This is a genomic window from Caulobacter sp. NIBR1757 (assembly GCF_027912495.1).
Lineage (GTDB): Bacteria > Pseudomonadota > Alphaproteobacteria > Caulobacterales > Caulobacteraceae > Caulobacter.
Window position 1 is genome coordinate 2,436,861 of record NZ_CP115463.1, and the last position, 23,293, is coordinate 2,460,153.

The window sequence follows — 23,293 nt, forward strand, 5'->3', positions numbered from 1 at the left end:
AAATGCAAACGGGCCGGACGCTTGCGCGCCGGCCCGTTGGAGCTCCGATGGTACCACCTCTCGGGTTCGAACCGAGGACCTCTAGATCCACAATCTAGCGCTCTAACCAGCTGAGCTAAGGCGGCATGCCATCGAAGAGGCGTTCGTTTAGTCGCTTCGGGCGAATCGATCAAGGCACACTTGCGCGAACCGGGTTCCGCCCGCAGGCTGGGGCCATGACCGCCATCCGAACCCGCCAGATCGAGGCCAACGGCCTGACCTTCACCATCGACGAATGCGGCGAAGGCGACAACGTCGCCCTCTGCCTGCACGGCTTCCCCGAAAGCCGCTTCTCCTGGCGCTTCCAGATGCCCCTGCTGGCGAAGCTGGGCTGGCGGGTCGTCGCCCCCGACCTGCGCGGTTACGGCGACAGCAGCAGGCCGGCCGGCAAGGCCGCCTACCGACTGCCGCATCTGCTGGACGACGTGGAAGCCCTCTACGACGCCCTGGGCGCGAAGAAGCGCCTGCTGGTCGCCCACGACTGGGGGGCGCTGATCGCCTGGGCCTTCGCCATCGAGCGGCGGCGGCCCCTCGACGGACTGGTGATCATGAACGTGCCGCACCCGGTGGTCTTCCAGGAGGTCTACAGGTCCAGCCCCGCCCAGCGGAAGAAGTCCTGGTACGCCGTCTTCTTCCAGCTGCCCTGGCTGCCCGAATGGGCCCTGACCCGAAACGGCGCCAAGGCCATCGGCCAGGCCTTCTCCGGCATGGCCATCGACAAGAGCCGCTTCCCCGAAGAGGTGCTGGCCCACTACCGCGCCAACGCCCTGAAGCCGGGCGCCATGACGGCGATGATCAACTACTACCGGGCCAACACCAGCGAACTGAACCGCTGGACCCGGGCCAGCTGTCCGGTCATCGAGACCCCGACCCTGATGGTCTGGGGCGAGGAGGACGCCGCCCTCGGCCTGGAGCTCACCGAAGGCTACGAGGGCCTGGTCAGCGACCTGACCCTCAATCGCCTGCCCGGCGTCTCCCACTGGGTGCAGCAGGAAGCGCCCGAGGCCGTGAACGAACGCCTGGAGGCCTGGCTGAAGGCCAGGAACCTGGCCCTGGCCTGAGCGAATATGAATATGTCTAGACATATTGCGGCGGATGATGGCGCCTGAACGGCCGCATTCCGCCGCCTGACGGCTTTTCGCCAGCGCGTCAGACCCACCTTGTCGCAAGCCGCTCCCCCGGTCGCCCTACCATCGGCCCACCTAAGCCCCACCCTCGCCCCTCCCGCCCGCCGCCGGCGCCCCCCGTTCAACCCCTTGCGCCGTCGGACAAGGGTCGCCGGCTGGTGGCGGAATCGGCGGTTGCGAAGCCCGGGTGGGGTATAATGATCCTGCCGCTTCGATAGCCGCCTGCCCTCTGATCGGACCAGGGCCAATAGCAAAAGGCCCCGGAGTTTCCTCCAGGGCCTTCGCTTTGTCGCCGGTAAGGGCTGTCTTTACTCGGGAGCCGTGAAGGCCAGCGGGATCTTGACACTGGCGCCGCCGACAGGCTGTCCGTCCGCGGTTTGAGGCCGCATCTTGAACTGCTTGCTGAGGCGGATCGCGGCGTCCCCGAAGCCGTAGTCGGTCGGGTTTTCCGAGATCACCGAGCAGCCGCTGACCGTACCGTCGGCGTTGACGGTGCAGGACAGGGTGACCTTGCCACTGACGTTCTGGCGCAGAGCCCGATCCGGATAGGCCCGGTTCACGGCGTCGCCGCTCGGCTTGCGCACCCAGTCCGGCCTGGTGATCACCGGGTTCCGGGGCGGCGCCGGCGGAGCCGGCGGAGCCAGGATCGGCGGAGCCGGCGGCTGGACTTCCCGCTTCTCGACAGGCGGAGCCTGCAGGATCGGCGGCGGCGGGATGTTATCCGGCACGGCGACCGGCGGACGCGGCTGCAGCTTGGCCGGCGGCGGAGGCTTATCCGTCGGAGGCGGCGGCGGCGGCGGCGGCGGAGGCGGCGGCGGCGGCTTGATCAGCTGGGTGTCCAGCTTCTCGTCCTCGAAGATCCGCTCCTTGATGGTGAAGCGCATCGTGTAGAGGTAGTAGCCGATGATCGCATGGATCAGCAGCACAAAGCCGAGAGCGACGATCCACGCTACCGGACTCGTCTTCTGCTTGGGAGCATCAAACGGGTTGTGGAGCGGGTGGGTGATATCGACGGTCTGATCTGTCATGGGCGTTACTGACCCTCGGCCCGGCTGTCATCCTGACCGATCAGAGCAACGCTGTAGAAGTAGTTATCCTGCAGCGCGTTCAACACGGTCATGAAGGTTCCGTACCGGACCTCTTTGTCAGCCCGGATGAAGATCCGCTCTTTCGAGGGGTCCCGCGTCCCGATCTGCTTCTTGAGGTCGTCGCCAATGGAGGCCAGGTCGGTGGGGAAGTCCCCGATGTACAGGGCCCCACCTTTCTGGATCGAGATATAGACCGGCTTAGGCGGGTTCGGCCTGGGCTTCGCCACCGCTTTGGGCAGCTTCAGCTCGACCGACACGCTGGCGAGAGGCGCAGCCACCATGAAGATGATCAGAAGGACCAGCATGACGTCCACGAAGGGCGTAACGTTGATCTCGCTGTTCTGTTCGACCTGGTACCTGCCGCCGCCGCCGGAGCCTGCGAGTTTGGCGGCCATCTGCGTTAGGCCCCCTTGTCGAGCTGCCGGGAAATGGCGTTCATCAGTTCAGCGGTGAAACCATCGGTGCGGACCCCAAAGCCCGAGATGCGGGTCTGGAAGTAGTTGTAGAAGATAACCGCGGGGATGGCGGCGAACAGACCGATACCGGTGGCCAGGAGGGCCTCGGCGATACCCGGCGCGACGACGGCCAGGTTGGTCGTGTTGGTGTTCGCGATACCGATGAAGGAGTTCATGATCCCGTACACCGTACCGAACAGACCGATGAACGGACCCGACGAACCGACCGAGGCCAGGAAGGTCATGCCGCCCGAAAGGCGCTTGGAGAGGGTGGACTGAACAGCGCCGACGGCCGTTTGGGCGCGGGCGATGGTCGATTCACGGTGCTCGCCGCCGACCTGCAGGCCCGCCTGGCGGGACAGCTCGACTTCGGAGGCGGCCGCGGCGGCCATGTCGGCCAGCGGGTTGCCTTCGAACTCTTCGGAGATGGCGATACGGCCCATGTCGTTGATCGACTTGGCGCCGCGGAAAGCTTCGACGAAGCGGTCCGACTTGCGGTTCAGCGAGCCGAACTCGATGAGCTTGGTGATCAGCAGGACCCAGCTGAAGATCGAGGCCAGGATCAGGCCGATCATGACGACCTTAACGATCAGTTCCGCGTCGAGGAACATGGTGATCGGGGTCAGTTTGCCGCCATGGCTGTCGATGGTCGGCGGGGCCTTTCCTTCTTCGGCCGGCGCGGGGGCATCCGCGGCGGGGGTCGCCGGAGCAGCAGCGGCCGGAGCGGCGGCGGCGTCGGCAGTGGGAGCCGCGGCTTCCTGAGCGAAAGCGGGGGCGCTCGCCATCAGCGCCAGAGCGCCGATCATAGCGATGAGGGGGGTCTTTCGTTTGTTGTCGAGCATCTTTCGCCAGTTCCTGCTTGGTCTAGCACTTATTGGACCGAAGGGTCGTCGCGCGGAAGCGTCTCTACCCTAGACTAATTGTTGCCCGCGCGCGATCCGGAATGGACCACGAACGAGACGCTTTCGCTGCGCCCGACCCAATCCGCCTGTCGCTGTTTGTGCAAACCAGCGAAGACGTTTTGAAGGCGCATAAATCACGTGCGGTCGGAAACCCCACGCGATCTCCACCAAGTTAGACTTGGCGCAGTGGCCCTTTGGCAACCCCTTTCTGTATCGTCAAGGGGCCAGTGCAACATGAATGTTCTGCGACACCCATCGTTCCACGGGCTTATGTTGCGTTGCAGCACGCGGAATGCCTCATCGTTCGAAGAAATTTCCCTTTGCGGGGGAAAGCACATGCTGCACTGCAACAAATCGGCGGAACGACGTTTGTCGATTGAGTGGATTTTTGGACGGTTCGCGCGGCGGGCGAAGCATATCAACCGCTACAGATCTGGAGGGTTCGCCGAGGGACTTGGGGGAGTGGTGCCTGAGGGCGGATTCGAACCACCGACACGCGGATTTTCAATCCGCTGCTCTACCAACTGAGCTACTCAGGCCTATGCCCTGGAAAGGCCCCGCCTCGCGGGAGACGGGTCTATAAAAGAGGGACTCGCGCAAGTCCAGCAGGGTTTTGAGAGATTATTCGTCACCCTCGCCGTCATCGGCGGGCGGGTCGTCGTCCAGACCGGGGATGACATAGGTCCCCGACAGCCAGCGATGCAGGTCCACATCGGCGCAGCGCTTGGAGCAGAAGGGCCGGAAGTCGGGTGAGACCGGCTTGGCGCAGATCGGGCAGCCATTGCTCATGATGCAGTCACTTCAAGACGATCAGTCGGCCATCCAGCCTGGGGTGAGAGCGTGAATCGCCCGCCGAGCCGCTCGGCCAGGGCCGGCTGCAGGCTCTTGAAGGATTCGGCGACCAGCGGCCCACAGCGCGCCTCCAGCCGTCCGCCGGGGTCCGCCCTGCCCTCCCGCTCGATCAGCCGCGCCAGCCTCAGCGCGGCGCTCAGGGGGCTGAGGCGACCGCTCTCGTCCAGCAGGCGCTCCAGCACCGGCTGGCGCCGCCGCGGGATGGTCAGCTCGAGCGTCCCGAACCGGCTGACCGGCCCAATCGCTACCCCAGGGTTGTCGGCGGAAAAGGCCGCACGCATGGCGGCCAGAATCGCTGTCCCGTCGTGGCCGCGACCGGCCAGGTCGATGACCACCAGCCCGCCCAGGCCCTTGAGCCGAAGCAGCCGGGCCGCCTGGGTGATGGCCGCCAGGTTGGCGGCCCGCGACACCCGTTTCGAATCGCCTCCGGTCCGCTCGCCGGTATCGACGTCGATGGCGGTCAGGGCGCGCGTAGGTTCGATGGCCAGGCTGCCGCCGCCCGGCAGGGCGTGGACGACCGCCAGGGCCTCGTCCTCGGCCTCGTCGGCGACCACCCGGGCCTCATCGCCCATGGTGACCATGTCGGCCCTGGAAAGCTGGCGCAGTTCTTCCTCGATGGACGGCGCGGGGTTCAGAAGGCGCGGAGCGCCCTGTCCTTCCCCCAGCAGCCAGGCGTTGGCCAGCTTGCCGCGCCGGGCCTCACCACGAATCTCCACCTCGACGGACGCCCCGCGCACCGGCTTCTCCGCATCGGTCCGCAGCGGGGCGATCGCCTCCGCCCCGTCCGGCATATCCAGGAAGACCGAATTGAAGGCCGCCTCGACGCTGCGCACCCGCGCCACGCTACGGGCCCCGACCATCAGGGCCGGCGCATCGCCGTCCCGCTGGATCAGCAGCCGCTCGGGCCGCCCATCGAGCAGCACCACGCCCCGCGTCTCGCCGACGCCCCGATCGAGAAAGGCTTCCCGCCGGCTCACGGCTGTTTCCAGCCGAGGCCGGTGAGCAGCGCCAGGGTTTCATAGAGCGGCAGGCCGACCACGCCGGTGAAACTGCCCTGCAGGTTGGTGACGAAGGCGCCGGCCCGCTGGTGGATCTTGTAGCCGCCGGCCGCGTCGTCCCAGTCGCGCGAGGCGATGAAGTCGTCAATCTCGGCCTGGGTCAGCCGCTTGAAGGTGATGCGGCTCTCGACGATGCGGCTGGCGGTCCGGCCGCCCGGGGCGACCACGGCGACGCCGGTCAGCACCTTGTGGTTGCGCCCCGACAGCAGCTTCAGCATCCGCCGCGCGTCCGCCTCGCCCTCCGGCTTGCCCAGCACGCGGGTCCCGACCGCGACGATGGTGTCCGCCCCCAGCACGAAGGCGTCCGGATGCCTCGCGGCCACGGCCGAGGCCTTGCCGGTCGCCAGTCGTTTGACCAGCATGCGCGGCGTCTCGTCCTTGAGGACGGTCTCGTCGATGTCGGCGGGATCGACCAGATCCGGCGTCACGCCGACCTGGGCCAGAAGCTGCAGGCGGCGGGGGCTGGCGCTGCCCAGCACCAGGCGGCTGGTCATCGGCTTACTTGAAGCGGTAGGTGATGCGGCCCTTGGTCAGGTCGTAGGGCGTCATTTCGACCAGGACCTTGTCGCCGGCCAGCACGCGGATACGGTTCTTGCGCATCTTGCCCGCCGTGTGGGCGATGATCTCGTGGTTGTTCTCGAGCGTCACGCGGAACGTCGCGTTGGGCAGCAACTCGCTGACGGTGCCCGGAAACTCGAGCAGTTCTTCCTTAGCCATTCGGCCTCTCAGTTAGGTCATTCCGCAAAGCAACACGGCCCGCGCACCCGATTCGGAGCGCGAGCCGTCGCTCGGTGGCGGGCCTTATAACGCAAAGCGGGGGCAAAGGTCGATGGCTATCCACCGGCCGTGACAACCCGGCCAAATCGGCGCCGAATCCGTCCGTACAGCTCGTCGCGGACCTGGCGGTAGGCATCGAGGACCTGCTCGCGCGAGCCGGTCGCCAGGGTCGGGTCATAGGTCGGCCAGTATTCGATATCGACCGCCCTGCCCCGCGACAGCTCGACCGCCCGGTGCTGCGCCTCGGCGGTCAGGGAGATGACGACGTCGAAGCTGTCGTCCTCCAGCATGTCGAACGTCTTTGGCATGTGACCCTGAGCCTCGATGCCCAGCTCCTCGAGCACCACGGCGGCGAACGGGTCCATGCCGGGGTCGGCGGGATCGGCCTTCAGGCCGCAGCTGTCGACGAAGATGGCTGTGCCATAGGCGAGCTTCATCAGCGCCTCGGCCATGGGCGAGCGCACCCGGTTGAAGTTGCAGGTGAACAGGACCGCGCCGGGCGTGGCGTCGAACGGGCTCATCCCCGCCAATGCAGCGCGCAGATGAGGGTGAACAGTCGCCGGGCCGTATCGAGGTCGGTCTTCACCTTGCCCTCAAGCCGGGCCTGCAACAGCGCGCTGCCCTCGTTGTGGAGGCCACGCCGGCCCATGTCGATGGCTTCGATCTGCGCCGGCGTCGAGTTGCGAATGGCGGCGTAATAGCTCTCGCAGATCATGAAGTAGTCCTTGATCACCGTCCGGAACGGCGAAAGGGACAGCACATGGGTCTGCTCGTAGCCCGGCCCCGAGATGGCCATCACCAGCCGATTCTCGACCAGGGCGATCTTGACGTCATACGGGCCCGCTTCGGCGCCCGCCGGCTCGAAGTAGTTGTCTTCCAGCAGGTCGAAGATGGCGACCTGCCGCTCCTGCTCCTGGTCACGCGAGGCCGCCGACAGCGAATCCTCGTCGAGCTCGATGCTCTGCAGGCGATGGGCGGCTTTTTCGGTCATGGGTTGCGGTGCAGGATAGCCGTGTTCACGGCTTCGGCAACCTCAGCGCCGCCGACAAGGCGTGAGCCGGCAGACCCTCGGCCTCGGCCAGGGCGACGGTGTGCGGCCCAAGGATCGCGAACCCGGCCTTGCCGGCGTTGATCACCGAGGTGCGCTTTAGGAAGTCGAACAGCGACAGGCCCGACTGGAACCGCGCAGCCCGGCTGGTCGGCAGCACGTGGTTGGAGCCGGCCACATAGTCGCCCAGCGCCTCGGGCGTGTACTTGCCCAGGAAGATGGCCCCGGCGTGCCGCACCTGGTCGGCCAGCGAATCGGGATCGGCGGTGCAGAACTCGACGTGCTCGGGGGCGATGGCGTCGACCAGGGCCGGGCTGTGAGCCAGGGGCGCGATGATCACCGCCCCATGGTCGCGCCAGCTGGCGGCGGCGTCCTCGCCGGTGGCCAGGGTGTTCAGGCGCCGCTGCACGGCGGCCTCGACCGCCTCGGCCAGGACCTCGTCGTCAGTGATCAGGATAGACTGCGCCGCCGGGTCGTGCTCGGCCTGGGACAGCAGGTCGCCGGCAATCCATTCGGGATCGTTGTCGGCGTCGGCGACCACGACGATCTCCGACGGTCCGGCCAGGGCGTCGATGCCGACCACCCCATACAACCGCCGCTTGGCGGCCGTGACATAGGCATTGCCCGGCCCGACGATCTTGTCGACCGGCCGGATCGGCCCGGCCCCATAGGCCAGCGCCGCCACCGCCTGGGCCCCGCCGATGCGCCAGATCTCGGTGACCCCCGCTTCCGCCGCCGCCGCCAGCACCGCCGGCTGCAGCTTGCCGGGCGGGGTGACCATGGCGATGCGATCGACGCCGGCGACGTTTGCCGGCACGCAGTTCATCAGCACCGTCGAGGGATAGGCCGCCCTGCCCCCCGGGACATAGACGCCCACGCTCTCCAGAGCCCCCCAGCGCCAGCCGAGCTCGACGCCGGCCTCGTCGGTCCAGCGCTGGTCGGCCGGCCGCTGGCGCTCGTGATAGGCGCGGATGCGTCTGGCCGCGAAAGCGATGGCTTCACGCACCTTGGGATCACAGGCGGCGACGCCCTCGGCGATCTCCTCGGGTGAGACCCGGATGGTGTCTTCGGTCAGGGTCACCCGGTCGAAGCGGGCGGTGTAGTCGAGCACCGCTTCCAGGCCCCGCGCCTTGACCCCGGCGATGACCTCGGCGGCGGCCGCGTCGACATCGGCCGGCTGGCCGCGCCGCTCGTCCAGGAAGTCGGCGAAGGCGGTCTGGAAATCGGGGTCGCTGAAGCGGAACTGGCGCATGGCGCTCCACTTGGCGCCTTTGGCCGTCAGATCAAGGGAAAACGGGTGGCTCAGACGTAGTCCGCCAGAACGAAGCTCACGTCCCGCGCGCCAGCCGGCCCTTCCAAACGCAAGGTCACCGTTTCGCCGGCCGCCCCGCCGAGCAAGCGCAGCACCTCGCCAAACTCCGCCGGGCCGGCGATGCGGTCCCCGACCTTGAGGCCCGCCGCGGCGGCCGGACTGCCGGTCGCGACCACCGCGACCCGCGCGCCACCCTTGGCCGGATCGAGCCAAAGGCCACTACGATTTACGGCTTCCCGCCGCTGTGGCCGACCGTTGGGTTGCACCCACAGACGACGGGCGGCAGCCGCAACCGACAGGTTCAGCCGCTCCAGAACCGGCAGGCCGATGATTCCATCAAAGCCGCGAATGACCGGGGCGCCGGGGTATCGGGTGGTCACCAGTGGTCGTTCAAACCGCCCTGGACCAATCTCCAACAGCTTGCCGCGAACCGTCCGGCCTGACTTGTCGAGCGTTCCGGTGATGCCGCTGAAGGCGGCGGGGGCGAACACCTTGGTGTCGTCCCAGTACCCCAGCCCCTTGCCGATGTCCGGGTCCAGAACCACCATCCTCGGCGCACCGGTATCGATCAGCAGCTTGAGGCGCTTGCCGTCGAGCACGGCCTGCACCGAAATCCTCCGGGAACCATTGCTGCCCGGATCGAGCTGAATTTCGGAATCCAGCTCGCTGTAGCCTGGCCGTGCGCCCAGGCCGCCGGGGTACAGCCGCCACTCCTCACGGTCGAAATCCAGAATGCTGTCATGTGTGGTCATCAAGCCGGCAGCGATCAGGCCGTCGCCGCCGCGCAGATCAGCCTTGAGCCCGAAGAGGCTGGCGTCCTGCTGGCGCACCGCACCGCCGAGCACCAGCTCATCGACCCCGTAGAGCGGAAAAGTCCGGCCGTTGTTCAGCCGGACCTGGCGGATGAGCTTCAGGCCCAGCGACCTGGCCAGGTCGTCCTCAACGCCGCTGACCACGGCGCCGGTGTCAATGACGAAGGCATACGGACCCTTGCCGTTGAGGTGGGTGTCGATCACGACCCGGCCATTCTCCAGCCGCACCTTGGCGACGATGGCTCCTGTCTGCGCGCGCGCCGCGCCGACGATGGGTAGCGATGCGCCGAGGGCAATCAGGAGACGGCGGGTCAGCATGTCCGGAACCTCAAGCTGGAGAATTCAGTCCTCGTGCGCCGGCCGGCGCGGGGTGGGCCAGGGCGCCGAGACGTCGGCCAGGGCGGCATCGACGCATTCGACCGCGACCCGCAGTTCGCCGCCGCCGGCGAAGGTCAGGACAATAGTCCCGCCCGGCTCGTCACCCGGTTCAAAGGTCATCCCCAGCAGCGACAGCACCGCCTCGCGGGCCTCGCGCCGCAGCCGGCGGCTCTGGACTTGCAGCACGCTGGCGATTTGCAGGCCGCTGCGCACGCGCATGCCTTCCTTGCCCTTAGCCTCCCACCGGAAGCGGTTCAGGCCGATGGTGAGGGTCCGCGTCGCGGCCTCGAACCGGATGTCGCCGATCTTGCCGACAGCGTCCTGCAGGGCCGCCGAGAGGACGGCCAGGTCTTCGCCGTCCTCGGCGATCAGGCGGAGCGGCGCGGGCTCGCTCATTCGTCGATCCCGTCCCCGTGGATACGGCGCACCTCGGCCCCGCAGGCGTTGAGCTTGTCTTCCAGCCGCTCGAAGCCGCGGTCGAGGTGATAGACCCGGCTGACCGTCGTCTCGCCCGTCGCCACCAGCCCGGCGATGACCAGCCCGACCGAGGCCCGCAGGTCGGTGGCCATGACCGGCGCGCCTTCCAAGTGATCGACCCCGCGCACCCGCGCTTCGCTGCCCGAGACGGTGATGTCGGCCCCCAGCCGCGCCAGTTCGGCCGCGTGCATGAAGCGGTTCTCGAAGATGGTCTCGCGGATGACGCTCTCGCCCTCGGCCAGTGTCATCAGGGTCATGAACTGCGCCTGCAGGTCGGTGGCGAAGCCCGGGTACGGCGCGGTGTCGATGTTGACCGCTTTCAGCCGCGCCCCGTTGCGCTTGATGACCACCCCGTCGTTCAGCCGGGTGACGCCGACGCCGGCCTCCTCCAGTTTGACCAGCAGGGCCTCCATCAGGTCGGCACGGGTGTTGGTCAGGCGGACCTCGCCGCCGGCCATCGCCGCCGCCACCGCATAGGTGCCGGCCTCGATACGGTCGGTGATCACCGCATGGCTGGCGCCGTGCAGTTTCTTGACGCCGGTGATGGTGATGACCGGGGTCCCCGCCCCTTCCACCTGGGCGCCCATGGCGTTGAGGCAGTCGGCCAGGTCTTCGATCTCCGGCTCGCAGGCGGCGTTGCCCAGGCGGGTCACGCCCTTGGCCAGCACGGCGGCCAGCATGGCGTGTTCGGTCGCCCCGACCGAGACGATGGGAAACTCGATGTCGGCGCCCTTCAGGCCGCGCGGGGCTTGGGCGTAGACGTAGCCCTCGTGCAGATCGATGGTGACCCCCAGCGCCTCGATGGCCTTGAGGTGCAGGTCGACGGGCCGCCCGCCGATGGCGCAACCGCCCGGCAGCGAGACCTTGGCCTGACCGTTACGGGCCACCAGGGGTCCCAGAACGTTGAAGCTGGCCCGCATCTGGCGGACCAGGTCGTAGGTGGCGAAATGGCTGCGGATGGTCCTGGTGTGCAGCACCGATTCCGGCCCGTCCGGCCCGTCGCTCTCGGTGATGTTGGTGCCCAGGTGCTGCAGCAACTGGCCAAGGAACCGTGTATCCCGCAGGCGCGGCATGTTGGTCAGGCGCAGGGGCTCTTCGGTCAGCAGGCTGGCGACCATCAGCTTGATGGCCGAGTTCTTGGCGCCGCTGATCGGGATCTCCCCGTTCAGGCGAGTGCCGCCGGTGATGGCGATGCTGTCCATCCAGTCCCTCAGATGTTCGCGCCGGGGCAATCGGGCGCAAAGAATGGCCTTTAGCGGGCGCGAGCCCCGCGCGCCACGTCCAAGCTGTCACGACCCTGTCAGGCCTTGTCGGGATCGTCTTGCTTTTCCGGTGCAGACGCTCGCTTGGCTGCCTTTCGGCGCCGCAGGTTGGCCCGCAGGGCGACCGCCAACCGCGCCTCCTTTTCGGCCTTGTCGTCAGCAGGTTTGGACATGGCCGCAAAGGGAGCCATGCGATGAATTGCGGTCAAGCCGATTTTTCCCTTTGCCTCCTCGCCGACTTTCGCTACTAGGCGCGCCTCGCCTGTTTCGCCGCCGTAGCTCAGTGGTAGAGCGCATCCTTGGTAAGGCTGAGGTCGGCAGTTCAATCCTGCCCGGCGGCACCAGCATCTCCCCCAGCCCGTGATCGGGCTGGGGTCGAGAATTCCCCGGCAGGATCCTACAGCCCGCTCAACTCGCTCTTGCCCGAATCCCGGCGACTGGCCTGCCACAGCGTCATGACCGACTGCATCAGAATCCAGGAGCCGAACACGCCCATCGGGACCGTATCGATCCCGTGCATCATCGAGTTCACCATCCAGACCCCCGGCAGCAAGGCCGCGGACAGCCAGGCCCGGCGGGTCAGTTGGTCCTCGCTCAATACCCTGTCGAGCACCACGTCCAGAAGGGCGACAGCGCCGACCATCGCCCCCAGCCACGGCGTCAGCTCCGGAACCCTGGAAGCGGCGGCGCAGGCCACGGCCAGAATCAGCACCCCGGTCGCCACCGGCACATAGTAAGGCGCTCGCCCCTTGGGCTCGATCCGCTCCACGATGGCCTGAAGACTTCCGCCGCCGGTCAGGAAGACCAGCGTCGACGCCGCCCCCGCGACCAGCATCAGCAACCACCGCTCGTCACCGGCGTACAGCGAAGCGATCACCCACATCGCCAGCAGATATCCGAACCTCAGCATTCCTCTCACGGTGCGCTGGAAGCCCACCAGGGCGACCGTACGCTGGATGGGGGCGGGAAAGGCCGGTTCGCCCGTCACCCGCGCCCAGCCGGACGCGACCAGCCCCACGCCCCAAAGCAGAAGGGCGCCGATGGACAGGTCGATGCCGGAAACCACGGCCACAGCCCCAAGGGCCGGCAGCGACAGGCCCAGACCCGCCCAGCCGTAGCGCTTCCAGGCCGCGGCGCCCTCGCCTTTGCCGGCCAGCCAGGCGATGCGCGAGCGAACCACGCCGTAGAAATAGGCGCCGCTGATCGCTCCGGAGAGCAGCAGCGAAAGGGGCCACCAACCGCTGACCTCGCCCGGTGCGACGGCCAGCAGAACAAGGAACGGCATGACCAGGAACGCGGTGGCCGCTACGAGCCCGATCCGCGGCCTTGAGGCGGTTGCGTCCCACCAGGCGACGGCCTCGGCGTTCAGGTTCTGAACGAGACCCGGCCGGGAGTCGCGGATCCCGTCCAGCAAGACCATCACCCGCTCTTCCAGACCAGGCTCGGCCTGCCAGCGCAGGCGATTCCAACGGGTCGGCGGGGTCGTCAAAGCCTTGTAGGGCTTGTACTGCGAGTGGCTGCGTCGCCCTAGCTGCCGCAGAACATGCAGGTCCGCCTCGCGCGCCAGGGCCATGTCGCCGACCCGCCGATACCGCGCGTCTTCATCAACCCGCCAGCGGAAGTGATCAATGGCGACGGGAATCAACAGGTCGGAGGCTGGCGCCTCGGCGATCAGAACCTGCTCGATCCAGGGCTCGAAATTGCCCGCCACGCCCAGGTTGTCGAGGGCCGGCGAGGCCAGGATGGCCTCGAACTTCTCGCGGACCGTGATGCTTGGCATCGGTTTGGCCGCCAGCATCTCGCGCATCGCCGCGACATCCTCGTGCAGCGCATCGACCTCGGCCTGAAACGCGGCGTTGAACCGTTCTTCGTCGGTCATCGGCCGATCAGGCAGCGGCTGGACGATCTCCACAACCGGCGTGGGTTCCGGTTCGGACGGAGGCTCAGGCGGCCGGATCTCCTCGCCCCCCTCAGCGGCCTCCGCATCGGCTGCCTCCAGGGCCTCCATTTCCGCGTGGAAGGCCTCCTGGCGGCGATGCCACTGGTAGCGCTGGGCCATGTCGTAGGCCGCCCGCAGCTCCTGGAATCCCTCCGGATCATCCTCGGGGTGGGTGAGCTTCAGGCGGCGGGCATAGGCGCGTTTCAGCTCCCGCTCTTCGTCGGTCGCCTCGAGGCCGAGCACATCCCAGATTGATCGCTGGCTCAAAGCCAGGTCTCCCCCTCGAGCCCGTCCAGCATCTGCAGCAACTCTCCCCGCGCCACGTCGATGGCCTTCAGGTCCTGCTTTTCGAGCACGGTCTCGAAATTGCGGGTCAGATGGGCGATGTACTCCCGGTTCTCACCCAGGAATTTCTCGTAACAGCGAGCCGCCCGGGCCAGGGCCGCCCTGTTGGCGTCATGCTCGCGCGGATGCTGCTTGAGGGCCGACAGCGCCTTGCGCCGTTCTTCGAAGTCCGGCGCCGCGGCCGCCTCCTCATCGACGATCACCATCTGTTTGCGTTCGCCGGTGCGCGGCACATGCACATCAACCTCCAGCAGCCCGTTGATGTCGTAGCTGAAGCGCACCTCGATGCCGATTTCGCCGCGACGAGCCGGCGGCACGGGCATCTTCATGGTGGCCAGCTTCACGTTCTCGGCCACGTTGCGCGACTCGCCCTGGTAGATGCCGAAGGTGATCACCGGCTGGTTGTCTCGCATGGTGAAATAGGACTCGACCCGGCTGGCCGGGATCACCGTGTTGCGCTCCAGGATCGGGGAGAACAGGCCGGATCTTACACTGCCATCCGGCCGCTCGTCGGCGACATCGATACCCAGGCTGTAGGGGCAGACGTCGGTCAGGACGACCTCCTTCAGCGCCACATCCCGCGCCTTCAGACCCGCCTGTACCGCCGCGCCCAGCGCCACCGCCTCGTCGGGATTGACCCGGTTGGCTGGGAAGCGCCCGAACATGCGCGTCACCGTCTTGCGCACCAGCGGCATGCGGGTCGAGCCGCCGACCATGACGATCTCGCCCAGGTCCTGGGCCCGGATCCCGCTGTCCCGCAACGCCCGCAGGACCGGCTCGCGCAGCCGCTCCAGCAGGGCGGCGGCCTTGGTCTCGAACATCTCGGCGGTGATGCTCAGGCTGTGGACCGCGCCGCCCCAGGTGACGCTCATCTCGGCGCTGTCCTCGGTGCTCAAAGCTCGCCGCGCCCGTTCGGCCGCCTCGCGGATGCGTTCGCCGACCAGCGCCGCCTCCGGATCGTTCCAACCCGGCAGCGCCGATCCCTTGGCGTCCTTGAAGGCGTTCACCAGGATTTCGTTGAAGTCCTCGCCGCCTAGCCGGTTGTCGCCGGTCGAAGCCCGTACCTCGATCACGCCCTCGAAGATCTCCAGGATCGAGACGTCGAAGGTGCCGCCGCCGAGGTCGAAGATCAGGAATTGCGATTCGGCCTCCAGTTCGTGGATGCCATAGGCCAGCGCCGCCGCCGTCGGCTCGTTTATCAGTCGCTCGACCTTCAGCCCCGCAAGCTGGCCTGCCTTACGGGTTGCCTTGCGCTGCTTGTCGTTGAAGTAGGCCGGCACGGTGATAACCGCCTCGGAAATCGGCTGGCCCAGATGGGCTTCAGCATCGGCCTTCAGGCTCTTGAGCACCAGGGCCGAAAGCTCCTCGGGCAGGTAGCTGGCCTTGCCCAGGGTCGTGGACCGCTGCGAACCCATGTAGCGCTTGAAGACCGTGGCCGTCAGGTCTGGATGGGTCGATTGGCGTTCACGCGCCGCCAGGCCGACCATGATCTCACCGGTCTTCTCATCGACGCTGACCGCCGACGGCGTCAGGGTATGGCCCAGGCTGTTGGGGATCAGCTCCGCCCGACCGTCACGCCAAATGGCGACCGCCGAGTTGGTGGTCCCCAGATCGATACCGATGATCACGCCTACACCCCCCAGAAAGCCTCATCAGGCCACCCTGCGTTCTAGCATTCGAGGGCCGAGGCTTCGCAAGAGGGGGCGGTGGATTCAAACGATCTGGTGCTCCTCCACAAGGAACAGGGGCGACCTGGTCAGATCGATGAACTTGCGCTCGTCTTCCAGCAACTCGAGACCCGCCTTGCGCACCGCCGGATCGTCGCTGCCGAGGTCCTCGATACGGTCCCACCAGAGTTCCGCCACACCGTCATAGGCCGGCGGGCCACCGCGACTGGCCGCGAGAGCGGCAAAAGCCTCGTCGGGCAGGCTGTGGCTCTGGACGTATCGGCGAATCTTCAGCAGCTCCGCCCGGGCGGCGACCAGCGGCGCATGGGTCTGTCGCCAATAGCTCTGGAACTCCTCCCGCGTCAGATGCGGCAGGCGGGTCAGGCAGAAGGTGATCTTGATCATCGGCGTCCTCCGGAACGGGAGGATGCGACCTTGCCCCTGCGTTCGCCTAGCCCTTGACCAGGCCCGCCGCGAAATAGCCGGCCGTCGCCACGGTGGCGGTGATGAAGACGCCCCAGCACAGGTCGGCGGCCACCACCGTCCAGCTGAAGCCCTTGAGGGTCGCCATGTTGGTCAGGTCGTAGGTGGCGTAGGCGATGAGGCCGAACAGGGCGCCGTTGAACAGGGCCACGGTCCAGGATCCGGCTTCCAGCCCGGGCCGGGTTCCGAAGTAGACGGCCCCGACCAGGTACAGCAGGTAGAAGGGCACGGCCGCGCTCATCAGCGGCTTTTCCAGCAGCAGCGGGCCCAATTCACGCTGGTAGAGCTTCTGGGCGATGAAGGCCAACCAGACGAAGTCCACCGCCACGAAGACCCCGGCGGCGGCGATGTAGGCGACGATATATTGCAGCATGGCAGGCTCCCTTCGCGCTGAAGCTAGCGCGTCGGGAGCCCCCGCCAAGGGCTACTCCGCGGCCAGCGCCATGGCGGCGCCGGCGGTCAGGGCCGTCTTGGCCGCCAGTTCGGCCTTGGCCGCCTCGTACTCGGCCGACAGGCGGGCGACCATCTGGGCCACGGTCGGGATGTCCTTGATGGCGCCGATGCCCTGGCCGCAGCCCCAGATGTCGCGCCAGGCCTTGGCTTCCTGGTTGCCGCCCGAGCCGAAGTTCATCTTCGACGGATCGCTCTGCGGCAGGTTGTCGGGGTCGAGGCCCGCCGCCACGATCGAGGGGCGCAGGTAGTTGCCGTGCACGCCGGTGAACAGGTTGGAATAGACGATGTCGCTGGCCGAACTGTCGACGATCATGTCCTTGTAGCCCTGCATGGCGCGGGCTTCCTGGGTGGCGATGAAGGCCGAGCCGATGTAGGCGAGGTCGGCTCCCATGGCCTGGGCGGCGAGGATCGACTTGCCGTTGGCGATCGAGCCGGACAGGGCCACCGGCCCGTCGAACCACTCGCGGATCTCCTGGATCAGGGCGAACGGCGACAGCCCGCCCGCATGGCCGCCCGCCCCCGCCGCCACGGGAATCAGGCCGTCGGCGCCCTTCTCGACCGCCTTGTGGGCAAAGCGGTTGTCGATGACGTCATGCAGGGTGATGCCGCCCCAGGCGTGGACGGCGTTGTTGACGTCCTCGCGGGCCCCCAGCGAGGTGATCATGATCGGCGCCTTGTACTTGGCGCACATCTCGATGTCCTCCTCGAGCCGGTTGTTGGTCCGGTGGACGATCTGGTTGACGGCATAGGGGGCCGAAGGCGTATCGGGGTTGGCCTTGTCCCAGGCGGCCAGTTCCTCGGTGATCTGCGCCAGCCACTCGTCCAGCTGACTGATCGGCCGGGCGTTCAGGGACGGGAAGCTGCCGACCACGCCGGCCTTGCACTGGGCGATGACCAGCTCCGGTCCCGAGATGATGAACAGCGGCGAGCCGATGACCGGCAGGCGGAGACGGTCGCGAAGAACGGGCGGCAGAGCCATGGAGTGTCACCTTGGGCGGAGTTGATATACGCTGTAAATATAACAACCGTTTGAATCGTGCAACCGTGTCCTTGGGTCACTTCGCGGCGGTGTAGCGGAACACCGCCGCCGGCCCCGGCGCGGCCGAGCCGAAGTCCCGCGCCTCATAGGTCGCCAGCGCCTCCAGCCGGTCCATGGGCAGGAACTCTCGCAGCGGATCGCCGACCAGAACCTCCTGCCCCGCCGCCAGGCAGCCGTCCAGCAAGGCCGTCATCTTCTCGGCCAGGCCGTATTCATAGAAGACATCCCCGACCAGCAGGACATCGACCGGCGGCAACGGCGTGGTGGCGGCGTCGCCCCACAGACAGGTCGCCGAAACCCCGTTCAAGCCTGTGTTCAGCTCCGTGGCCACCACCGCGTAGGGATCGACATCGATGGCGAATATCCGCGCCGCCCTCGCCTTTGCCGCCGCGATAGAGACCACACCCGACCCGCTGCCCAGGTCCAGCACCCGGCGTCCGGCCACCGCCTCCGGCCGCTCGGCCAGGAACGGGATCAGCGCCCGTCCGCCGCCCCAGATGTGCGCCCAGTAGGGCATGGCGAAGTCGGGGTTGAGCGCCTGCAACCGGGCAAGACCGCTGCGCGGCCCGGCCAGATGCATCGTCACGCCCGGCAATTCAGCGACCGGCGTCAGCGCCAGATTGGCTTCGATGAAGGCCCTGGCCTCCGCCCGCACCGACTCGCTCAGGTCCAAGCGACCGCTCCGCCCACAGCCCCGACGGGCCTGTTCGAGCCAATCCCTAGACCAGCCGCCACGGATGTAAACCCGGCTTCCGGGCGCTTGACGCTCCTTACGTCACAGGCGCATGACGCCCGCGTAAACGTCCCTGCTGGAGCCGCCGATTTGTCTGGACCTGTCCTGTCCCTGGCCGACGATTTCCCCGCCGCCCCGAAAAAGGCGTGGCTCAGCCTCGTCGAGAAGACGCTCAAAGGCCAGTCCTTCGAGGACGCCTTGGTCAGCCACACCGTCGGCGGCATCGCCATCCAGCCGCTCTACACCGAGGGCCCGCGGAACCCGCGCGATCTTCGGGCCCGCGACGCCACCCGTCCCTGGGACCTGCGCACCGTCGTCGCCCATCCGGACCCGGCCCGCGCCAACGCCGATATCCTGAAAGACCTCGAACAGGGCGCTGCGTCGGTCCTCGTCCGGATCGACCCCACCGGCCGGAACGGCGTCGCCGTGGCCGATGTGCAGGGCCTGGCCCGCGTCCTCGACGGCGTGCTGCTTGATCTCGCCCCCGTCGCCCTCGACGCCGGCTTCCTCGGCCCCAAGGCGGCCGACTGGCTGGCCAGCCTGGCCAAGGCCGCGCCAGGCGCCCCCCTCGCCTTCCACATGGACCCGCTCAGCGCCTTCGCCCGCGCCGGCGCCTCGCCCGGGCCCATGGAGAGCCACCTGGTCTCGGCCGCCACGGTCGGCGCCCGCCTGCTCGGCATCCATCCCAAGGCCAGACTGATGCTGGCCAGCGGCACGGTGGTGCATGAGGCCGGCGGCGGCGAATCCGAAGAACTGGCGGTGATGACCGCCGCCGCCGTCGCCTACGCCCGGGCCCTGGTCCGCGCCGGCCTGAGCATGGAGCAGGCTTTCGGAGCCATCACCCTCGGCGTCTCCCTCGACGGCGAGTACTTCACCAGCATCGCCAAGCTGCGCGCCGCCAAGGTGCTCTGGGCCCGCGTCACCGCCGCCTGCGGCGTCAGTGTCGCCCCGACGGTCGAGGTTCGCACCTCCCACCGCATGCTGACGAAGAAGGACCCCTGGACCAACCTGCTGCGCCTCACCGCCGCCGGATTCGCCGGGGCCGTGGGCGGGGCAGACGCCATTGTCATGGGCGCCTATACCGACGCGCTGGGCCTGCCGACCACCTTCGCCCGCCGCCAGAGCCGCAACACCCAGCTGGTGTTGATGGAGGAGGCCAACCTCGGCCGCGTGGCCGACCCGGCCGGCGGCGCCGGCTACCTCGAAACCCTGACCGATCAGATCGCCCGCGCCGCCTGGGGCGGCTTCCAGGCGATCGAGGCCGAGGGCGGCCTGATCGAGGCCCTCACCAAGGGGGTGGTCGCCAAGGCCGTCATCGCCACCCGCGACGCCTGGCTCGCCGCACCGCGCAAGATCCTCGGCGTCAACGCCTTCCCCAACGCCGCCGAAACCCCGGCCGAGGTCGAGACGCCCGACGTCGCCGCCTTCGCCCTGCCGGTTCCCGAGCTACGTATCCCTGGCCCCTCGGCCAGCTGTCCGCCGCTCGCCCCCGTCCGCCTCGCCGCCGCTCTCGAGGAGGCCTGAACCATGTCGACCTTCCCCAACTTCGCCGACCTGCCATTCGACGCCGACCTCAAGGTCGCCGCCCCCACGCCGGGCGAGACCTGGGACACGCCCGAAGGCGTCTCGGTCGCCCCGTCCTATGGTCCCGAAGACACCGCCGATCTCGACTTCCTGACCGGCTACCCGGGCGTCGCCCCGTTCCTGCGTGGCCCTTACCCGACGATGTACGTCACCAATCCCTGGACGGTGCGCCAGTACGCCGGCTTCTCGACGGCCGAGGACAGCAACGCCTTCTACCGCCGCAACCTGGCCGCGGGGCAGATGGGTCTGTCGGTCGCCTTCGACCTGGCCACCCACCGCGGCTACGATTCGGACCATGAGCGGGTGAAGGGGGATGTCGGCATGGCCGGCGTCGCCATCGACAGCATCCTCGACATGCGCACCCTGTTCGACGGCATCCCGCTCGACAAGATGAGCGTCTCGATGACCATGAACGGCGCCGTCCTGCCGATCCTGGCCCTCTACATCGTCGCCGCCGAGGAACAGGGCGTTCCCCCCGAAAAGTTGTCCGGGACCATCCAGAACGACATCCTCAAGGAGTTCATGGTCCGCAACACCTACATCTACCCGCCGGCCCCCAGCATGCGGATCATTTCGGACATTTTTTCATACACTTCGACGCACATGCCGAAGTTCAACTCGATCTCGATTTCCGGCTATCACATGCAGGAAGCCGGGGCGACGGCCGACCTCGAGCTGGCCTACACCCTCGCCGACGGCATCGAGTACGCCCGGGCCGGCGTCGCCGCCGGCATGGACATCGACGTCTTCGCCCCGCGCCTGAGCTTCTTCTGGGCCATCGGCATGAACTACTTCATGGAAGTGGCCAAGATGCGGGCCGCCCGCCTGCTCTGGGCCCGCCTGATGAAGCGGGAGTTCAATCCCAAGGACAGCCGCTCGCTGTCCTTGCGCACCCACAGCCAGACCTCCGGCTGGTCGCTGGCCGCCCAGGACGTGTTCAACAACGTCTCCCGCACCGCCGTCGAGGCCATGGCCGCCGTCAATGGCCAGACCCAATCGCTGCACACCAACTCCTTGGACGAAGCCCTTGCTTTACCGACGGATTTCTCGGCCCGCATCAGCCGCAACACCCAGCTGTTCCTGCAGCTGGAGAGCGGCACGACCCGCGTCGCCGACCCCTGGGGCGGCAGCTACTACGTCGAGCGCCTGACCCACGACCTGGCCGCCCGGGCGCTGGAACACATCGAGGAAGTCGAAGCCCTCGGCGGCATGGCCAAGGCCATCGAACAGGGTCTGCCGAAGCTCCGCATCGAGGAAGCCGCCGCCCGCACCCAGGCCCGCATCGACGCCAATCGCCAGAGCGTGGTCGGCGTCAACCGCTACCGCCCGGAAGTCGCCGACGACATCCCGGTGCTCAAGGTCGACAACGCCGCGGTCCGTGCGGCGCAGCTGGAAAAGCTCAATCGTCTCAAGGCGGAACGCAACGAAGCTGAGACGCAAAGAGCCCTCCAGGCCCTGGAAGACGGCGCGCGTGGCGACGGCAACCTGCTGGCCCTCGCTGTCGACGCCGGCCGCGCCAAGGCGACGCTCGGCGAAATCAGCTATGCTCTGGAAAAGGTCTTCGGCCGCCACCGCGCCGAGATCAAATCGATCACGGGCGTCTACATGAAGGAAGCCGGCTCCAACCCCGCCGTGGCCCGCGCCAAGGCCATGGTCGACGCCTTCGAGCAGGCCGACGGCCGCCGCCCGCGCATCCTGATCGCCAAGATGGGCCAGGACGGCCACGACCGCGGCCAGAAGGTGATCGCCACCGCCTTCGCCGACCTCGGCTTCGACGTCGACATCGGCCCCCTGTTCCAGACCCCGGCCGAAGCCGCCCGCCAGGCGGTCGAGAACGACGTCCACGTCGTCGGCGCCAGCTCCCTGGCCGCCGGCCACCTGACCCTCGCCCCGGAACTGAAGGAGGAGCTGGCCAAACAGGGCCGCCCCGACATCATGACGGTGATCGGCGGCGTCATCCCGCAGCAGGACTGGCCCGCACTCGAAGCTGCCGGCGTCGCCGCCATCTTCCCGCCGGGCACGGTGATCGCGGAGGCCGCCATCGACCTCCTCGAGAAGCTCAACCGACAGCTCGGCTATGAGCAGGCGGCGGCGGCGGAATAGAAGCGCGCGGAGGCTTCACAGCCTCTGCACAGTTCGTCCCGCGCCGGTTGATGGCTCGCGAGCAGAAGAAGCTCCAGCACAGGAGCCCCACCATGCCCGCCCCCCGTCTCTCACCCCAACGCATCACCTTCGCCGCCGTCACCGCCTGGCTGCTGCCCTCGCTGATCCTCGCCAACCTGATCATGATCGGCGACGCCTTCACCTCGACCGGCCCGGACGCCGACATGATCAGCGCCGCCGTCACCGCCTGGACGGCCGGGCCGGTCATGGGCCTGCTCATGGGCTGGCCCTTCCTGCTGGCTGCCTTCGCCGCCTGGGGGTTGCTGCATCACTGGCGGCTGGCCACGCCCAAGGTCGCGGCCGGGGTCGGCCTGCTGTGCGGCGCGGCGGCCGGCATCGCGCTCGGCGGCCGCGGGGGCGAGACGCAGTGGATCTTCGCAGGTCCGGTCATTGGCGCCATCACAGGACTTGCGGTCTGGTGGGTAGCCTACGGCCTCCCTCGCGGCGAGACGGCCCTAGCTGATCCCCGTCAGCCCTGAATCCACCGCCAGCGTCTGCCCCGTCACATAGACGCTCTCCTCGCCGATGAAGAACAGCGCCGCATAGGCCACCTCCCAGCCCGTCGCCTGGCGCCCGAACGGCGTCGGCGACCTGCCCCGGCTCGGCCGCCCCTGCGTCGCCGCCCGGCCCAGCGGCGTATCGACCAGCCCCGGCGCCACGATGTTGGCCCGCACGCCCTTGCGCGCGCCCTCCAGCGCCACGTGCCGCATCAGCCCGCCCAACGCCGCCTTCGACGAATCATAGGCCGGCAACCGCGACCCGGCGACCAGCCCGGCGATCGAGCTGATGAACACCACCGACCCGCCCGGCTCCATCACCGGCAACGCCTCGCGGCAGCACAGCATCGGCCCGCGCAGGTTGACCGCCAGCACCGTGTCCCAGTCCGAAGCCCTGGTCGCCGCCAGCCCCAGGCCGCCCAGCCCGATGCCGACGTTCAGCGCCAGCCCGTCAAGGCCGCCCAGACCGCGCACGGCCGACGCCACCATCTCCACGACGTCGGTTTCATGGGCAATGTCGGCGGCGATGGCGAACGCCTGGCCGCCCTCGGCCTCGATCAGCCGCACCGTCTCGGCGGCGCTGGCTTCGTCGCGGTCAGCAACGGCGACATGCGCCCCTTCCCTGGCGAACAGCAGGCTCATCGCCCGACCGTTGCCGACCGGGTCGGTCGCCGCGTCGACCACCCGCTGGCCGCCACCGACCACCAGCACCCGGCGGCCCTTCAGCCGCCCCCGCCCCGGCGCCAGCCCTTGCGATTCCGCGCTCGGCGGCCGGACATAGCGTTCTTCATCGGCCATGCGTC

24 protein-coding genes and 3 tRNA genes are annotated in these 23,293 nt (G+C 68.1%); 5 read left to right on the plus strand and 22 right to left on the minus strand.

The features are described from left to right. Positions 1-48 precede the first annotated feature (48 nt). Positions 49-125: transfer RNA gene (locus O5I81_RS12000), tRNA-His, on the minus strand. Positions 126-215: 90 nt separating this feature from the next. Here O5I81_RS12000 and O5I81_RS12005 point away from each other — a divergent pair. Then, the gene (locus tag O5I81_RS12005) at positions 216-1,100 is read left to right on the plus strand and encodes an alpha/beta hydrolase (protein WP_271065119.1); all 885 of its coding nucleotides are present in this window, start codon (positions 216-218) and stop codon (positions 1,098-1,100) included. Between the two features lie 374 nt (positions 1,101-1,474). Here O5I81_RS12005 and O5I81_RS12010 read toward each other — a convergent pair whose 3' ends face one another. From O5I81_RS12010 to murA, 14 genes are all read right to left on the minus strand, one after another. Continuing rightward, positions 1,475-2,194 carry an energy transducer TonB gene (locus O5I81_RS12010; protein ID WP_271065120.1) on the minus strand — a complete coding sequence of 240 codons (720 nt, stop codon included), beginning with the start codon at positions 2,192-2,194 and terminating at the stop codon, positions 1,475-1,477. Positions 2,195-2,199: 5 nt separating this feature from the next. Then, positions 2,200-2,649, minus strand: coding sequence for a biopolymer transporter ExbD (locus tag O5I81_RS12015; RefSeq protein WP_271065121.1), 450 nt, complete (start codon positions 2,647-2,649; stop codon positions 2,200-2,202). Between the two features lie 5 nt (positions 2,650-2,654). Then, complete coding sequence (locus O5I81_RS12020; protein ID WP_271065122.1) at positions 2,655-3,551, minus strand: MotA/TolQ/ExbB proton channel family protein; 897 nt, start codon at positions 3,549-3,551, stop codon at positions 2,655-2,657. A gap of 523 nt (positions 3,552-4,074) precedes the next feature. Further along, positions 4,075-4,150, minus strand: a tRNA-Phe gene (locus tag O5I81_RS12025). Positions 4,151-4,232: 82 nt separating this feature from the next. After that, positions 4,233-4,400 (minus strand): DNA gyrase inhibitor YacG, encoded by a 168-nt coding sequence (gene yacG / locus O5I81_RS12030; RefSeq protein ID WP_271065123.1) that lies wholly within the window; start codon positions 4,398-4,400, stop codon positions 4,233-4,235. Further along, positions 4,397-5,440 carry a ribonuclease E/G gene (locus O5I81_RS12035; RefSeq protein ID WP_271065124.1) on the minus strand — a complete coding sequence of 348 codons (1,044 nt, stop codon included), beginning with the start codon at positions 5,438-5,440 and terminating at the stop codon, positions 4,397-4,399. Before O5I81_RS12035 ends, yacG begins: the two co-directional genes overlap by 4 nt. Next, a complete protein-coding gene (locus O5I81_RS12040) occupies positions 5,437-6,015 on the minus strand; it encodes a nucleoside triphosphate pyrophosphatase (RefSeq protein WP_271065125.1) in 579 nt (192 codons plus the stop codon). Before O5I81_RS12040 ends, O5I81_RS12035 begins: the two co-directional genes overlap by 4 nt. A 4-nt stretch (positions 6,016-6,019) precedes the next feature. Continuing rightward, complete coding sequence (infA, locus tag O5I81_RS12045; protein ID WP_166573809.1) at positions 6,020-6,238, minus strand: translation initiation factor IF-1; 219 nt, start codon at positions 6,236-6,238, stop codon at positions 6,020-6,022. Between the two features lie 116 nt (positions 6,239-6,354). After that, positions 6,355-6,819 (minus strand): low molecular weight phosphatase family protein, encoded by a 465-nt coding sequence (locus O5I81_RS12050; protein ID WP_271065126.1) that lies wholly within the window; start codon positions 6,817-6,819, stop codon positions 6,355-6,357. Further along, positions 6,816-7,289, minus strand: coding sequence for a UPF0262 family protein (locus O5I81_RS12055; RefSeq protein WP_271065127.1), 474 nt, complete (start codon positions 7,287-7,289; stop codon positions 6,816-6,818). The genes O5I81_RS12050 and O5I81_RS12055 overlap by 4 nt, the downstream gene beginning before the upstream one ends. Before the next feature lie 25 nt (positions 7,290-7,314). Beyond that, positions 7,315-8,598, minus strand: a complete 1,284-nt coding sequence (gene hisD / locus O5I81_RS12060) for a histidinol dehydrogenase (RefSeq protein ID WP_271065128.1) — start codon at positions 8,596-8,598, stop codon at positions 7,315-7,317. 50 nt (positions 8,599-8,648) lie between these two features. After that, positions 8,649-9,788: an aspartyl protease family protein gene (locus O5I81_RS12065; protein WP_271065129.1), complete on the minus strand. Its 1,140-nt coding sequence runs from the start codon at positions 9,786-9,788 to the stop codon at positions 8,649-8,651. A gap of 24 nt (positions 9,789-9,812) precedes the next feature. Further along, on the minus strand, positions 9,813-10,244 hold the full coding sequence (locus tag O5I81_RS12070; RefSeq protein WP_271065130.1) for a DUF2948 family protein: 432 nt from the start codon (positions 10,242-10,244) through the stop codon (positions 9,813-9,815). After that, a complete protein-coding gene (gene murA, locus O5I81_RS12075) occupies positions 10,241-11,527 on the minus strand; it encodes a UDP-N-acetylglucosamine 1-carboxyvinyltransferase (protein WP_271065131.1) in 1,287 nt (428 codons plus the stop codon). Before murA ends, O5I81_RS12070 begins: the two co-directional genes overlap by 4 nt. 329 nt (positions 11,528-11,856) lie before the next feature. Here murA and O5I81_RS12080 point away from each other — a divergent pair. After that, positions 11,857-11,931: transfer RNA gene (locus tag O5I81_RS12080), tRNA-Thr, on the plus strand. Between the two features lie 53 nt (positions 11,932-11,984). Here O5I81_RS12080 and O5I81_RS12085 read toward each other — a convergent pair. The 6 genes from O5I81_RS12085 to O5I81_RS12110 all read right to left on the minus strand — a co-directional run bounded on the left by O5I81_RS12085 (position 11,985) and on the right by O5I81_RS12110 (position 18,186). Then, positions 11,985-13,769, minus strand: coding sequence for a hypothetical protein (locus O5I81_RS12085; protein WP_271065132.1), 1,785 nt, complete (start codon positions 13,767-13,769; stop codon positions 11,985-11,987). Positions 13,770-13,789: 20 nt separating this feature from the next. After that, positions 13,790-15,499 carry a molecular chaperone HscC gene (locus O5I81_RS12090; protein ID WP_271065133.1) on the minus strand — a complete coding sequence of 570 codons (1,710 nt, stop codon included), beginning with the start codon at positions 15,497-15,499 and terminating at the stop codon, positions 13,790-13,792. An 84-nt stretch (positions 15,500-15,583) separates the two neighbouring features. Continuing rightward, positions 15,584-15,943: an EthD domain-containing protein gene (locus O5I81_RS12095; protein WP_271065134.1), complete on the minus strand. Its 360-nt coding sequence runs from the start codon at positions 15,941-15,943 to the stop codon at positions 15,584-15,586. 46 nt (positions 15,944-15,989) lie between these two features. Further along, a complete protein-coding gene (locus O5I81_RS12100) occupies positions 15,990-16,394 on the minus strand; it encodes a DUF2177 family protein (RefSeq protein WP_271065135.1) in 405 nt (134 codons plus the stop codon). A gap of 51 nt (positions 16,395-16,445) precedes the next feature. Then, the gene (locus tag O5I81_RS12105) at positions 16,446-17,453 is read right to left on the minus strand and encodes a nitronate monooxygenase family protein (RefSeq protein ID WP_271065136.1); all 1,008 of its coding nucleotides are present in this window, start codon (positions 17,451-17,453) and stop codon (positions 16,446-16,448) included. 76 nt (positions 17,454-17,529) lie between these two features. Further along, the gene (locus tag O5I81_RS12110; protein WP_271065137.1) at positions 17,530-18,186 is read right to left on the minus strand and encodes a 50S ribosomal protein L11 methyltransferase; all 657 of its coding nucleotides are present in this window, start codon (positions 18,184-18,186) and stop codon (positions 17,530-17,532) included. 150 nt (positions 18,187-18,336) lie between these two features. On the opposite strand from O5I81_RS12110, the gene O5I81_RS12115 reads away from it, so the two are divergent. The 3 genes from O5I81_RS12115 (at position 18,337) to O5I81_RS12125 (ending at position 22,472) form a co-directional block, all read left to right on the plus strand. Next, positions 18,337-19,770, plus strand: a complete 1,434-nt coding sequence (locus O5I81_RS12115; protein WP_271065138.1) for a methylmalonyl-CoA mutase family protein — start codon at positions 18,337-18,339, stop codon at positions 19,768-19,770. A gap of 3 nt (positions 19,771-19,773) precedes the next feature. Beyond that, entirely contained in the window at positions 19,774-21,933 is a 2,160-nt protein-coding gene (gene scpA / locus O5I81_RS12120; RefSeq protein ID WP_271065139.1) for a methylmalonyl-CoA mutase, read from the plus strand. A 92-nt stretch (positions 21,934-22,025) separates the two neighbouring features. Then, on the plus strand, positions 22,026-22,472 hold the full coding sequence (locus O5I81_RS12125) for a hypothetical protein (RefSeq protein WP_271065140.1): 447 nt from the start codon (positions 22,026-22,028) through the stop codon (positions 22,470-22,472). Here the strand turns inward: O5I81_RS12125 and O5I81_RS12130 are convergent. Beyond that, positions 22,449-23,288 (minus strand): SDR family oxidoreductase, encoded by an 840-nt coding sequence (locus tag O5I81_RS12130; protein WP_271065141.1) that lies wholly within the window; start codon positions 23,286-23,288, stop codon positions 22,449-22,451. The two genes, O5I81_RS12125 and O5I81_RS12130, sit on opposite strands and share 24 nt — an antisense overlap. Between the last annotated feature and the right edge of the window lie 5 nt (positions 23,289-23,293).